At 60.6% G+C, this 13,912-nt stretch carries 11 protein-coding genes; all 11 read right to left on the bottom strand.

Going from position 1 to position 13,912, the window contains the following annotated elements:
• Window positions 1–324: 324 nt before the first annotated feature.
• The 11 genes from fleQ to ABI582_RS18795 all read right to left on the bottom strand — a co-directional run bounded on the left by fleQ (window position 325) and on the right by ABI582_RS18795 (window position 13,905).
• Entirely contained in the window at window positions 325–1,800 is a 1,476-nt protein-coding gene (gene fleQ, locus ABI582_RS18845) for a transcriptional regulator FleQ (RefSeq protein ID WP_442119912.1), read from the bottom strand.
• A 168-nt stretch (window positions 1,801–1,968) separates the two neighbouring features.
• Window positions 1,969–2,310 carry a flagellar protein FliT gene (locus ABI582_RS18840; RefSeq protein WP_442119911.1) on the bottom strand — a complete coding sequence of 114 codons (342 nt, stop codon included), beginning with the start codon at window positions 2,308–2,310 and terminating at the stop codon, window positions 1,969–1,971.
• The gene (fliS, locus tag ABI582_RS18835) at window positions 2,279–2,680 is read right to left on the bottom strand and encodes a flagellar export chaperone FliS (protein WP_442119910.1); all 402 of its coding nucleotides are present in this window, start codon (window positions 2,678–2,680) and stop codon (window positions 2,279–2,281) included. Before fliS ends, ABI582_RS18840 begins: the two co-directional genes overlap by 32 nt.
• A 127-nt stretch (window positions 2,681–2,807) precedes the next feature.
• A complete protein-coding gene (fliD, locus tag ABI582_RS18830; RefSeq protein ID WP_442119909.1) occupies window positions 2,808–4,196 on the bottom strand; it encodes a flagellar filament capping protein FliD in 1,389 nt (462 codons plus the stop codon).
• Between the two features lie 83 nt (window positions 4,197–4,279).
• A complete protein-coding gene (locus ABI582_RS18825; RefSeq protein ID WP_442119908.1) occupies window positions 4,280–4,636 on the bottom strand; it encodes a flagellar protein FlaG in 357 nt (118 codons plus the stop codon).
• A gap of 76 nt (window positions 4,637–4,712) precedes the next feature.
• On the bottom strand, window positions 4,713–6,137 hold the full coding sequence (locus ABI582_RS18820; protein ID WP_442119948.1) for a flagellin N-terminal helical domain-containing protein: 1,425 nt from the start codon (window positions 6,135–6,137) through the stop codon (window positions 4,713–4,715).
• Window positions 6,138–6,689: 552 nt separating this feature from the next.
• Window positions 6,690–7,619 (bottom strand): ketoacyl-ACP synthase III, encoded by a 930-nt coding sequence (locus ABI582_RS18815; RefSeq protein ID WP_012273519.1) that lies wholly within the window; start codon window positions 7,617–7,619, stop codon window positions 6,690–6,692.
• Between the two features lie 379 nt (window positions 7,620–7,998).
• A complete protein-coding gene (locus ABI582_RS18810; RefSeq protein WP_442119907.1) occupies window positions 7,999–9,561 on the bottom strand; it encodes a flagellar hook-associated protein 3 in 1,563 nt (520 codons plus the stop codon).
• 13 nt (window positions 9,562–9,574) lie between these two features.
• On the bottom strand, window positions 9,575–11,617 hold the full coding sequence (gene flgK / locus ABI582_RS18805; RefSeq protein ID WP_442119906.1) for a flagellar hook-associated protein FlgK: 2,043 nt from the start codon (window positions 11,615–11,617) through the stop codon (window positions 9,575–9,577).
• A 12-nt stretch (window positions 11,618–11,629) separates the two neighbouring features.
• Window positions 11,630–12,784: a flagellar assembly peptidoglycan hydrolase FlgJ gene (flgJ, locus tag ABI582_RS18800; RefSeq protein ID WP_442119905.1), complete on the bottom strand. Its 1,155-nt coding sequence runs from the start codon at window positions 12,782–12,784 to the stop codon at window positions 11,630–11,632.
• An 11-nt stretch (window positions 12,785–12,795) separates the two neighbouring features.
• Window positions 12,796–13,905 carry a flagellar basal body P-ring protein FlgI gene (locus ABI582_RS18795; RefSeq protein WP_025753854.1) on the bottom strand — a complete coding sequence of 370 codons (1,110 nt, stop codon included), beginning with the start codon at window positions 13,903–13,905 and terminating at the stop codon, window positions 12,796–12,798.
• Between the last annotated feature and the right edge of the window lie 7 nt (window positions 13,906–13,912).

Raw genomic sequence — 13,912 nt, 5'->3', positions numbered from 1 at the left:
TGGTCCGCATTGGTCGGAGGGGCGGCGACAAAAAACTGGCCCTTGGCCCTTTATGCTAGGCAAAGCAAAACGCATGCCTGCTTTAGGGTCGGACTCGCTGCGGAATCAGTGTTGTTACTGGGGCTTTCAAAGAAGGCTCAACCCGTGCCGGCGCCGGCCCTGACCGGCTAGCGAGCGGGGAAGAAGAAAGAATGGAGGGAAATTTGCCGGCCTCTTCGCGGGTAAACCCGCTCCCACAGGTGTCGCGCAATACTCAAAACTTGCGCCATTCCTGTGGGAGCGGGTTTACACGCGAAGAGGCCATTTCAGGCGCACTACCAGGCGTCAATCCTCCGCCTGGTCCTCGCCACCTTGGCGGCTCATGCCGTACTTGCGCATTTTCTCGACCAGGGTGGTACGACGAATACGCAAACGTTCAGCCGCGCGGGCAACGATACCGTTGGCATCGTCCAGCGCCTGCTGGATCAGGCCCTGCTCCAGGCTACCGAGGTAGTCCTTCAGGTCCAGGCCTTCAGGTGGCAGCATCGCAGGGTTGCTGAAGTTTGGCGTGTGACCGTTGATGGCCACGCGTTCTTCCAGATCGCTGCGCAGGCTGTCGACCATCTGCTCGTCTTCGTCGTCGACGTAGCGGAATTTTTTCGGCAGCTCGGACACGCCAATCACCCCGTACGGGTGCATGATCGCCATGCGCTCGACCAGGTTGGCCAGCTCGCGCACGTTGCCCGGCCAGCCGTGGCGGCACAACGACATGATCGACGCCGAGTTGAAGCGGATGGAGCCACGCTTCTCGTGCTCCATGCGCGAGATAAGCTCGTTCATCAGCAACGGGATGTCTTCCACCCGCTCACGCAGCGGCGCCATCTCGATGGGGAACACGTTCAGGCGGTAGTACAGGTCTTCGCGGAAGGTGCCGTCCTCGATCATGGTCTCGAGGTTCTTGTGCGTTGCGGCGATGATGCGCACGTCGATGCTCTGGGTCTTGTTGCTACCCACACGCTCGAAGGTACGCTCCTGCAGCACACGCAGCAGCTTGACCTGCATCGGCAACGGCATGTCGCCAATTTCGTCGAGGAACAGGGTACCGCCGTTGGCCAGCTCGAAACGCCCGGCGCGGCTGGTGATCGCCCCGGTAAAGGCACCCTTCTCGTGGCCGAACAGTTCGCTTTCCAGCAGCTCGGCCGGGATCGCGCCACAGTTGACGGGTACAAACGGCGCTTCGCGGCGCTTGGAATGGTAGTGCAGGTTGCGCGCCACCACTTCCTTGCCGGTGCCCGACTCACCCAGGATCAGCACGCTGGCGTCGGTATCGGCCACCTGCTGCATCATCTGCCGCACGTGCTGGATGGCACGACTGGTGCCGACCAGGCTGCGGAACAGGTTAGGCTCGCGCTGACGGCCGCGCTCGCGCGCCTGGTCGTACATCTCGCGATAGACCTGGGCACGGTGCAGTGAATCCAGCAACTGGCTGTAGCTTGGAGGCATTTCCAGGTTGGAAAGCACCCGGCGGCGAAGGTCTTCCGGGAACTCCGCAGAAGAAATTTCACCTAATAGCAGCACCGGAAGGAACTCATCCCACCCGGCCACTGTCTTAACGAGCCCAAGGAGATTGCCCGGAGCCTCTACGCTGCCGATGAGCACGCACAATATTTCACGGCTCGAAGACAACGACTCGACCGCTTGCTGCCAGTCATGGCTCGAGCAAGCGAGGTTTTCTTCACCGAGGAAATTAAGCACCACCGCCAGATCGCGGCGGCGCGCGCTGTCGTCATCGATCAGCAGAATCTTGGTTTCACGCCACATGCAATAGCAACTTCCCTAGTCATATCGCCGCCCTGCAGGGGCATGCTCGACATCATTCCGACTGAATGGTCAGTGTTCGGACGTCTGGAATTCGAGAACAGACACTAGTAAAGTCAAAAAGGCCCACACAGTCAAATTTATGGCGCCTTTTGTCAAGTTGTGCGCATCTTAACTGAACAGATGGTAAACCTTCGAAGCATTTTTCGCTTGGTTGATCTGCATCATCTCTTCGGCAATTGCCTGGCGTTCACCGGTTGTCACGTCGATCAGGTTGCGGTAGACCAGCAGCACCCCTTCCAGCTTCTCGCGCAGCAACGCCTGGTCAACCGCGTAGGTTTCCAGCACCTCGTCAATGCAGGCGCGGCACGCCACATCCAGCTTGGCAATGGCTTCCCAGTCACGCTCGCTCAGGGCGCCGACCAGAGCATCACAGGTGTCATCAAGGCGTTGCAGTGCGGTCACGGTAATCTCCTTGCCGTCAGCCGGCAGGCTGGGCGTCGGCAATGCCATCCCAACCACTTTTCACGGTAATCAGCAGCTGGGCAACTTCGTCGATAATGCCGGCATCGTTGTCGAGATTGGCCTGCATCAGGCGATTGGTCATGTAGACATAAAGGGCGTCGAGTTTTTCGACGTACTCCGGGTTTTCGCTCTTTTCAGGCTGCAGGCCATCACGCAAGCCGATGATGATGTCGATCGCCTTGCCGAGCATCAGGCCCTTTTCCGCGATGTCGCCACGCGCCATGGCACCCTTGGCCTGAGCCATGCGATCGAGGCCACCTTCCATCAGCATCTGCACCAGGCGGTGCGGTGTGGCTTCGGAAATCTGGGCATGGGAATTGACCTTCTGGTACTGACGAAGGGCTCTCATGGGATTCATCTTGCGACCTCGTGACGGGCAGGCTTAAGGGAGAGATATTCCTTGTATCGGGCAGGCGGTGAAAAACTTTACCGGCCGATGACATGAAGCCGGGCATCATGCCCGGACTTCATGCAATGTTCACGGTTTAATCGTCACTGCTCGACTTGTTCAGCGCATTCAGGGTACTCAGCACGGAATTCTGCTGCTGGCGCAACTGGGTGACCAGCGTATCCATGTTGTTGTACTTGTCCTGCAGGCTCTTCTGCAGGGCTTCCATCCGGGTGTCCAGGGTATCCTGCTCGCTCTTGAGCTTTGTCAGGCTTTCACTCAGGACTTTGGAGCGCTCGGCCAGGGTGCCGGTGCTGGCCTTGGCGAACGGCTCGGTCACTTTCTGCAGGCGCGCCAACAGGCCGTCTTTGCCATTGAAGATACTGGTCAGGTCCGCCGCGTTGGTGGAGGCAACCTTGTCCCACTTCTTGTCATCCAGGCTCAGCGCACCGCCATCCTGGGCGGATGTGACACCAAAGGCAGCGAGCGACTTCAAGGTACCGTTGCCCGATACCGCATTGAGCTCTTCACGAATGGAGGACATCAACGTACGCATCGTGGCATCACCGGTCAGCGCCGCAGCAGTCATGGTGCCATCGGCATTCTTGGTGACCTTTGTTTCGGCATTCATGACCGTCAGCAAGGCATTATAAGTATCAATGAAACCCTTCAGGCCGGATTTCAAAGTCGTAGAACTGGTAGTCAACGAGAGAACGGTCGCCGTGACCTCACCACTTGTAGCATTGGTCGGTGAAACGCCTACCAGCTTGATGTTCAGACCGCTGACGGCATCAGTGATATCGTTAGTCTTCGACTTCATCGCGACACCGTCCAACGTGTACTCAGCGTCCGCCGGCTTTTCGACAACAGTATAGCCAGTATCTATACCCGAATTGCCCGAAAGGGTAATGTCAGACCCTAAACCCATTTTGGTAGAGGTAATAATCAGGCGGGAACCAGTAGCATCCGTCAGCACGTTGGCGCTCAGACCCGCCACACCGAACTGGCTATTGATATTATCGCGAACCTGCTGCAGCGTTGCACCAGGAGGAACACTTAGATCGTATTTCTGACCACTCTGACTGATGCTTAAGGTGGTCGGGGTGCTACCGGCATTGACCACCGAACCCGCACCATTTGCGTAAACCTTGGTCGAAACCTTCGACGCTGTCGCCAGCTTGTCGACAATCAACTTGAACGAGCCGTTGGCAGCCCCGGTACCCATGGTTACGGTTGCAACCTTCTCATCCGAAGATTTCAGGCTAAGGCCACCGAAACTGTTGTTGTCCGTCATGTTGGTCAAGGCGCCGCGAAAGGCATCCAGGGCCGACTGAATCTTGCCGATAGAGGACAACGTGGTGGTTGCCTTCAGTGTTTGGGTATTGATCTGCGCCTGCTTCGGCGCTTTCTGCGCGGCCACCAGGGAATCGACGATCGCCTGGGTATCGATGCCCGAGCCAATACCGCTGACTGTTGTACCTGCCATCATTGCTCTCCTTGTTCAGTAGCTGCCGGATCCTTGGCGGATAAATCCATCAAATAGTCGACAGCAACAAAAATCATGCCAGCCTATGCCTGATCATCGAACAGCAGGCTGCTGGCTTCACTGAGGCTCTGCGCCAATTTCAGCGCAGTTTCCGACGGAAGCTGCCGGATCACCTCACCGGACTGGGTGGCAATGACCTTGACCACGACCCGACCGGTTGAATCATCAATGGAAAAATCCAGCTGACGCTGGCTCGACTGGACGAAATCACGAATCTCGCCCACTGCTTTTTCCAGGTCTTCGCGCGAGTGCGGCTTGTCATCGGGGGCCGCAACGTCCTGCACCTTGGCAGGCACTGCCGGGTCCCGCTCCCGATCAGCTACTGGCGCCTGGGGTAACACCGACGGATACACCTGGCTCAGCTTGACACTCATGTCCATGTTTCGAACTCCTCATGTCAAAAAGGGTGAAAGGGCACGTAAACGCACCCTTTCACCCTTTACTCAGGCGCCTGAATTACTGAAGCAGTTTCAGGACCGAAGACGGCAGCTGGTTAGCCTGCGACAGGATCGCAGTCGAAGCCTGCTGCAGCGTCTGCTGCTTGGTCAGCTCGGCAGTTTCCGAAGCGAAGTCCACGTCCTGCACGGTGGAACGGGCAGCGGTAGAGTTCTTCTGGATGTTCTGCAGGTTGTCGACAGTGGTTTGCAGACGGTTCTGGGTAGCACCCAGACCCGAACGGACGCTGTCGATGGAGCCGATGGCCTTGTCGATGACAGCCAGAGCATTCTGGGCGTTGGTTGCGTCTGTGACATCGGTTTTGGCAATAGTGACTTTGGTGGACGAAACGGTCGCACCGGAGAACAGATTAGATACGCCGGTACCAGCATCGCTCAGAGAATAACCCTTAGCCGAATCCAGCGAAATCTGGCCGGTAACCACGACTGCAGCAGCACCAAGTGCCGCAGGGGTAGCTGTAACGCCGGAACCATCTTTGGCACCAACTTTAATGTTCGCTTGAGCATTCGTGTCAGCACCGGAAAACACCAGGTTTTCGCCAGAATCCGACTTCACGCTTAGGCTTTTGTTGGACTCGTCGTAGTTGACACTGATGCCCAATTTCGCAGCGTTAGATTTCAGCTGATCAGCCAAGCTCGCCAAGTCAGTAACACCGACAAAGTCGACAGTGCCGCTATTACCAACAGCCAGCTTGAAGTTAGACGGAGTGGTTGCACCAACCTCAAGTTTAACTTCGGTACTCGCGCTGGCAGTCAGGCCACCGATCGAACCATTCAGAGCACTCGCAATTTCCTTGGCCGAAGCGCCGGCAGCGTACGAAACACCCTTGGATTGGCCGTTACCTGTAACAGTGATGCTGCCACTGGCGACACCAGATGCACTTGGAGCGATTGCCTTGGATTTGATCTGTTGCGAACCGATGTTGCTTGCAGCAACGTTGTCCAACGACAGGTTGATGGTTTCGTTGGCATTTGCACCCACCTGAATAGCCTTGGTGCCGTACGAACCATCCAGCAGCTTCTGGCCACCGAAAGTAGTGGTATCCGAAATACGGTTCAGCTCAGCGGTCAGAGCCTGGTATTCGTCGTTGTTCGACTTACGGTCGTCGGCGCTCAGGGAGCCAGTAGCCGAGGACAGGGCCAGGGTACGCATTTTCTGCAGGATGTCGGTCGAAGCCTGCATTGCACCTTCAGCGGTCTGGGCGATCGAGATACCGTCGTTGGCGTTCTTCACAGCCTGGCCCAGGCCATTGATCTGGCTGGTCAGACGGTTGGCGATCTGCAGGCCGGCAGCGTCGTCTTTAGCGCTGTTGATACGCAGACCCGAGGACAGACGCTGCATCGAAGTGGTCTGAGCGTTGCTAGCCTTGGTCAGGTTGCCCTGGGTGGTGATCGACGCAATGTTGGTGTTTACAGTTAAAGCCATGACGAAATCCTCGTTGGATGGGTACTGCGGCTTCCGGCCTTGGCAACCGCCGGACTGGCCTAGAGAACCTTCGTAATAGTTATCGTCGGGTGCGCGGGATGCTTGAGGGGTTTTTCGAAAAAAAAATGCTGGCATGGGGCCAGCCCTGAGAAATCAAGGGGTTAAGGGCGGTTTATTGGCGTCAACAATTGGGGGATGGCCAGGATCTGGCTTGGGTTTTGTGATGGGGCGGAGATCGAGCGCCGCCCGCGCGGCGCATCGCGAGCTGCGCTTGCTCCTACGTTTGTTTCGGGCCAGTAACGCCTGTGGCAGGCGCGCGCGACCGCCTGGTTTGTACGGAGCGATATCGCGCCATGCGCCAAGGCGTACGCGCGCAAATCCCCCAGGACTGACGGGCCCGAAACAAACGTAGGAGCGAGCGCAGCTCGCGATGCGCCGCGCGGGCGGCGCTCGATCTCACAGCCACTAAAATCCCACGACAAACACACCCAACCCACAAACAAAAAAAGCGCCGGGCGGGGCCGCCGGGCGCTTTTTGGGGGTACAGGGAGATCAGTCGCGGTACAGGATGGCCGAGCCCCACGACAGGCCTACGCCAAAGCCGCTGATCGCCACACGCTTCCAGCTGCCGTCGAGCATGTGCTTCTGCAGCAGCAGCGGCACACTGGAAGACACGGTATTGCCGGTTTCCAGCATGTCCTTGACGAACTTCTCCGGGTGCTGCTCTTCGAAGCGCCGGGCCACGGCGTCGACAATCGCCGCACTGCCCTGGTGGATGCAGAACGCGTCGATATCCGAAGACTTCAGGCCGCTGGCATCCAGCAGCTCGTGCAGGTGCGCCGGCACCTTGACCAGGGCGAAGTTAAACACTTGGCGGCCGTTCATGAAGAACTTGCCGTCAGTGACTTTCAGGTGCTCGGCACCGGAGCCGTCAGTGCCAAATCGCGCCTGGCCCAGGTTCCAGACCGCGTCTTCACCCATCCAGGTGGCTGTGGCGGCATCGCCGAACAGCATGGTGGTGTTGCGGTCTTCCGGGTCGACGATCTTCGAATACGGGTCGGCCGTGATCAGCAGGCCGTTTTTCAGCCCTGCCGCTTCCATGAAGCCTTTGATCGCGTACAGGCCATACACATAGCCGGAGCAACCCAGCGACACGTCGAACGCCGCCACGCGGGTAGACAGGCCAAGCTTGCTCTGGACGATGGCCGCAGTGTGCGGCAGGCCTTCTTCGTCACCGTTCTGGGTGACCACGATCAGCGCGTCGATCGACTGCGGGTCAAGGTCAGGGTTGCTGGCAAACAGGGCCCGGGCGGCTTCTACGCACAGGTCGGAGGTTTCTTGCTCTTCGGCCTTGCGCGGCAGGAACGACGCGCCGATCTTGCCGAACATGAACTCTTCGTCCTTGCCGAACTTCGCACCCTGGACGTAGTTGTCCAGGCCAGCGGTAGGCACGTAACTCGCAATGCTTTTGATGCCAATCATTCTGGCTTCCCAATGAAAACAGCCAAAGACCACCACTCGATGAATTGAGGGCGCCAAATACCGGGGCGCGTCACCGCCAGAGGTTGAAGGCAGGGCTCACCTGCGCACCGGTAACAAAATGCTGCAACAGCTGCTGCATAGAATACAGGGAAGATGATCGTTTTGACTCATTGGTCACATTGAAATGCTACGAAAGCCGTGCCAAGGGCGTGAGAAACCAGAATTTTCGCGGACATGAAAAGGACGGGGCCGCTTTACGCCCCTTCGCGGGCTTGCCCGCTCCCACAGGTTTTGCGTGCGCCTGAGGCCCGCGCAATCGCTGTGGGAGCGGGCAAGCCCGCGAAGGGGCGCAAAGCGGCCCCGGTTTCAGCAAGACAGATCAGAGCTTGTTGAACAGGCTCAGCTGCGAAATGCGCGAGAAGGCCAGCTGTGAGGCCTCCAGCATGGCCTGCTGCAAGGTCAAAGTGATGGCCGCCTGCGACATGTCGGTGTTACCGATGGCGTTCTGGGTGGTCTTGTTGGCCAAGCCCAGGCTGGTGTTCTCCTGGCGCTGGATCTCCAGCGAATTGCCCCGGGCGCCGATCGAACCACGGGTGATATCGACCTGCTCACGGGCACTGGCCAGGTTGGCGATTGCCGAGGCCGCCGCATCCTTCAGCGCATTGGCCTGGCCTACACCCGTTACCGGCGTATCCAGCGCAGCACGCAACTGGCTGAGGGTTTCCAGAACGTTCTGGTTCTGGTGCGTATTGGCGGTAACCGCGAACTGGTCACCCGCCTCCGGCGAACCGCTCACCTGATACGTGACACCCGCCACCGTCAAGGCTGGTGCGGTGTAGGTGCCCGTGGCTACTGCCTTGCTGTCAGCCGTCAGGGGCTGGGCGTAGAGCTCGTAGGCGCCAGGCCCGGTAAACTTGATCACAGCCCCGTTACTGGGGAAGGTGCTGCGATAAGCCGCTTCGTCGGACACGGTGCCGCTGGTGACCTGGGCGCTGGAGGTGTTGCTGGCGTTGCGGGTGGTGTTGAACGAGTCCGGGCGCGCCTCCAGGGAAAACTCGCGCCCTGCCACCGCGGCGTCGGCATCGGCGCCCTCCTCCACGGTAACGGTGATTTCAAACTCGACGCCACGCAGGGCAATGCGGTTGGCGCCTTCGGTCTTGCTGTCGAAGGTACCGTTGGTGGCGGTTTCAGAGGTGATGTCCCTGCCACTTGCATCGGTGATGGTGTACTGGGTCGCACTGGTGAAGGTCAGCTTGTACGGCTGGCCGGCAGTAAAGCTGTTGTTGTAGCTGGTACTCGAGGTCATCAGGCCAGACGATACCCCGACCACGCCATCGTCAGTGGCGGGCACCACCAGGGTCGACTGCGTGCGGCTCTTGTTGCTGGCGGAATCGAAGATGGTGAAGCCGGTGTCGTTGGTGGCCAGATTCAGGGTGTCGGACACCTGCAGGCTCAGCTGGGTCTGGTCACCGTTGTAGCTGTAGGTGCCGTCGGAGTTGCGCACATAGGGTGGCGTGGTGCTCTTGGAGCCGCCGAACATGTAGTCGCCGTTGGCATCGCGCGAGTTGAGCAGGCCGAAGATGTTCGCCTCGATCTCTTTCAGCTCGGTACTGATGGCCACACGGTCAGAGTCGGTAACCCCAGGGCCGCCAGCACGGATCGCCAGCTCGCTGGCGCGCTGCATGGCGTCGTTGATGGTGGAGAGCACGCTCTCCTCCTGCAGCAGGGCATTGCTCACCGTGTTGATGTTGCCGCTGTACTGGTCCAGCAGCGACTGCTGCTGTTGCAGCAGCAGCAGACGCGCCGCGCCGACCGGGTCATCGGCCGCGGTCTGGATGCGAATACCCGACGTGACCTGATCGTTGGTCTTGTTCATGGCGGAGAAGTTCTTGGAGTAGCTACTGGCGCTGGCCTCATAGAACTGAGCAGTGGAAATACGCACGAGAGTCTACTCCTTACAAGGCATTGATCAGGGTGCTGAAGGTTTCTTGCGCCGCCTTGATGATCTGCGACGAAGCCGTGTAGTAGTGCTGGAATTTCACCAGGCTGGCCGCCTCGTCATCGAGGTTGACGCCAGACACCGCGCTGCGGCTTTCGCTGGCGGACTTGAGTACCGCCTCGGTCGCCGTGGTGTCGATGGTCGCCTGGTTGGCCTTGGCGCCCACGCGCTCGACCAGCGAGGCATAGGCCGACGTGAAGCTGGTGCCACCGCCGGAACCGGTGTTCACCGTCGCCTTGGTCTGCAGGCCCAGCAGCGCCGTGGCGTTGCGGTTGTCGGCCTTGCCGTCGGCATTGAACGACAGGGTAAAGCTGTCATTGGCTGCCGGGCTGCCGCCGATGGTGGTCTCGACGCTGAACGTGCGCGGGTTGCCGCTGCCATCGAGAATCGGCTGCCCGGCAGCATCCAGCATTGGCACAGCCACCGACAGCTTGTTGTCGGTACCCGGCACCACGCTGCCGGTGCCGATCTGGGTGCCCTTGGCATCGAACAGCTTGTAGCCCTGGGAGCCACCACTGGCGGCGTCGAACACTACGCGCACCGGCATCGAGTCGCGAATCGACTGCTGGATCAGTGCAGTGTCGGCACCGCCATAGATATCCAGCGATTCGCCCAGCGTAGGCTGGGTGATGGTCCCGGTGCCGCTGTTGCCGCTACCCGAAGTGGCACTGATCGGCCCGGCGAAGGCCAGCTTGTTGGCATCGGTCAGGGTGGTGGTGATGCTGCCGGCCGCCGCACGGGTAGGGATCACCTTGAAGCTGTCGCCGGCCGCCAGGCCACCGCCTTTCAGCGACAGGCTGAAGCCGTCGATCACCGGCGCCGGGTCGGTGCTGAGGTCGAAGCTGCCCATGTCGGTGCCGTCGGAGCGGCGCACGCTGTACTGGTTGGCGCTGGTGAACTTCACCTCGTAGTCGTAGGTGGTCAACGCACCGCTGTTGGCGATGGTCACGTCCAGGTTGCCGGAGCCGGTGCTGTTGTTCGACGAAGCCAGGCTGCGCTGGGCAACGGCAGTGGCGCTGTTGATGCTGGAGAACAGCGAGCTGCCAAACTGGCCATTGGCATCCAGGCCCTGCCCCAGCTGGCTGTTGATGCTGTCCGACACCACCAGGGCGACACGGCCCAGCTCGTTCATGGACGGTATCAGCACGTCCTGGCGGTAACGCAGCAGGCCGCCGATCGCACCACCAGTCACCACCGAGGTCACGTCGGAGCTGAACGACTCATAGTTGATGCGCAGGCTGGCCTGGCTCTTGTCGGCAGCACCCGGCTGCACCGACAAGGTGTTGGCCTTGTTGCCGGTAACCAGCGACTGGCCGCTGCCCAGGTACACGTCGTAGTTGCCGTCACGTTCCTGTACGGTCACGCCGACCAGCTCGTTGAGCTGGCGCACTGCTTCGCTGCGCGCATCCAGCAGGCTGTTGGGCGTGTTGCCGGTGCCCGAGGCCGCCGCGATCTGCTTGTTGTACTCGGCGATGCTGGCGGTGAGCTTGTTGACCTGGCCAGCCATGGTGTCGAGCTGGGAGTTGATCGTTTCGTTCTGCTGGGTCAGCTGAGTGCTCACCGCGTTGAAACGGTTGCTCAGGGTTTGCGCCTGGGTCAGCAACAGCTGCCGGGAGGCAACGTCACCGGGCTTGGCCGCCGCCGTCTGCAGGGCCGAGAAGAACGCGGTAAGGACCGAGCTGATGCCGGTATCACGGTCGGCCAGCAGCTTGTCGATGCTGGTGATCTGGTCCTGGAAGGCAACCGAGTCCGCCTGCAGCGAGGTAGCGGTCTGCAGCTGGTTGTCCAGATACGAGCTGTAGATGCGGCGCACGTCCGCCAGCGTGGTACCAGTACCCAGGAACCCCGCGCCGATGTTGTGCGAGGGCCCTGCCGCCTGAACCGTCTGCTGGCGCGAGTAGCCACTGGTCGCGGCGTTGGCGATGTTGTTACTGGTTACCGACAAGGCCGCCTGGCTGGCACTCAGGCCACTCAGGCCGATGGAAATCAGGCTCGACATGATTTAGTCCTTTTATAGATTCGTGGTTCTGCCAGCCATGGCGTATTGCGGGGTTGACTGCATTTGCTGGGCGATGCTGATGATCTTCTTCGCATAGCCCGGGTCGGTCGCATAACCTGCCTTCTGCAGCTCTCTTGCAAACTGCTCAGGGTTATCGGCCGAGTCCAGCGCATCTTGATAGCGAGAATTGCCCTGCAGCAGGTTCACCAGGTCGTGGAAGCTGTCCTGGTACGAGTCATAGCTGCGAAACGCCGCGGTTTCCTTGACGAACTGGCCATCGCGGAACTCGCTGGTGATCGCCCGCGCCTGCTCACCCTGCCAGTTGCCGGTGGCCTTGATGCCGAACAGGTTGTGGCTGCTGCTGCCATCGGTATTGCGCATCACCGATTTGCCCCAGCCGGTTTCCAGCGCGGCCTGGGCCACCAGGTAGCGTGGGTCGATACCAATGCGCTTGGCCGCTTGCTCGGCCATCGGCAGCATGGTGGCGACGAATTCGTCACTGTCGGTAAAGGCCTTGTTCGGCGCCAGCGGCGGCTGGGCCACGGCGCGGCCAACAATGCGCAGGCCGTTGTCCGGCACGGCGAAGGCCTTGGCCACTTGCTGGCCGTCACGGGCCGGCACGGCGGCGTTATTGGCCGTGGCGGCCGATGGCACGATGCCGGCCAGCAGGCGGTCGGTAAGCTTGCTCGGCAAGGCCAGGCGCCGCGAGTTGAGCGCGGCGACGTCGTTGCGGGTGGCGGCCGAGTCCGTGGCATGCACCGGCTCTGCCACCTTGTTGCCCCACAGCGCCGGGCCACTGCCGTCGGCACGCGGGAACGGGCTGGTGTTGATCGACGCACTGCGGCCCTTGGTCAGCTGGCGCACCAGCACATCCTGCAGACCGATACCGCCACCTTCGCGGGACATGCTCACGGCCAGTTGCTGGTCGTACATGTCGCGGTACTGCTTGACCGTTTCGGTGTTCATCGGGTTGTCATCGGCCAGCACGTCGCTAGCCTTGCGCGAGGCCTTGAGCATTTCGCTGATGAACAGCGACTCGAACTCCTGGGCCACCTTGCGCACGTTGGCTTCGCTGTCGCGGTCACCGTGCTTGAGGGCACTCAGGCGGTTGAGGTCGGTGTACGCGCCGCTGTCGGCACTGCCGGAAACCTGGCTTTTGATGTTCATGCGCGCCGTCCTCAGATCACGATCAGGTCGGCCTGCAACGCGCCGGCCTGTTTCAGGGCTTCGAGAATGGCCATCAGGTCGCCGGGCGCTGCGCCCACCTGGTTCACCGCACGGACGATCTCATCCAGCGTGGTGCCCGGGCCGAACTTGAACATCGGCTTGGCTTCCTGCTCGGCGTTTACCCGAGAGCGTGGCACCACGGCCGTCTGGCCATTGGAAAACGCCCCCGGCTGGCTGACGATCGGGTCTTCGGTAATGGTCACGGTCAGGCTGCCGTGGGTGACCGCTGCCGGCGACACCTTGACGTTCTGGCCGATGACGATGGTACCGGTACGCGAGTTGATGATGACCTTGGCCACCGCCTGGCCCGGGTCGATTTCGAGGTTTTCCAGGATCGACAGGTAATCCACGCGCTGGCTGGGGTCCATCGGCGCACTGACCCGCACCGAACCACCGTCCACGGCCTGGGCCACACCGGGGCCGAGCAGGTCGTTGACCTTGTCGACGATGCGTTTGGCGGTAGTGAAGTCGGGGCGGTTGAGGTTCAGGGTCAAGGTGTTGCCCTGGTTGAAGCCGCTCGGCACGGCCCGCTCGACACTGGCGCCGCCCGGGATACGACCGGCCGACGGAACGTTGACGGTAATCTTCGAGCCGTCACGGCCTTCGGCGTCAAAGCCCCCCACCACCAGGTTGCCCTGGGCGATGGCGTAGACGTTGCCGTCGATACCCTTTAGCGGGGTCATCAGCAGGCTGCCGCCACGCAGGCTCTTGGAGTTACCGATCGACGACACGGTAATGTCCACCACCTGGCCGGGCTTGGCGAACGCCGGCAGGTCGGCATGCACCGACACCGCCGCGACGTTCTTCAGCTGCACGTTGCCGGAGCCGGCCGGCACCTTGATGCCGAACTGCGACAGCATGTTGTTGAAAGTTTGCAGGGTGAACGGTGTCTGGGTGGTCTGGTCACCCGTGCCGTTCAGCCCCACCACCAGGCCGTAACCGATCAACTGGTTGGAACGCACGCCAGAAATGCTGGCGATGTCCTTCAAGCGCTCTGCCTGGGCACCGAAGGCACAGGACAGGAGCAGGGTTGCGGCAATCAGCTGCCTCACGTTGAACATGGTCATC

Source organism: Pseudomonas sp. SAS7, from assembly GCF_052112345.1.
GTDB lineage: Bacteria > Pseudomonadota > Gammaproteobacteria > Pseudomonadales > Pseudomonadaceae > Aquipseudomonas > Aquipseudomonas putida_Q.
Note: the sequence above shows the minus strand (reverse complement) of the source record. Positions and strands in the feature narration are given on the sequence as shown.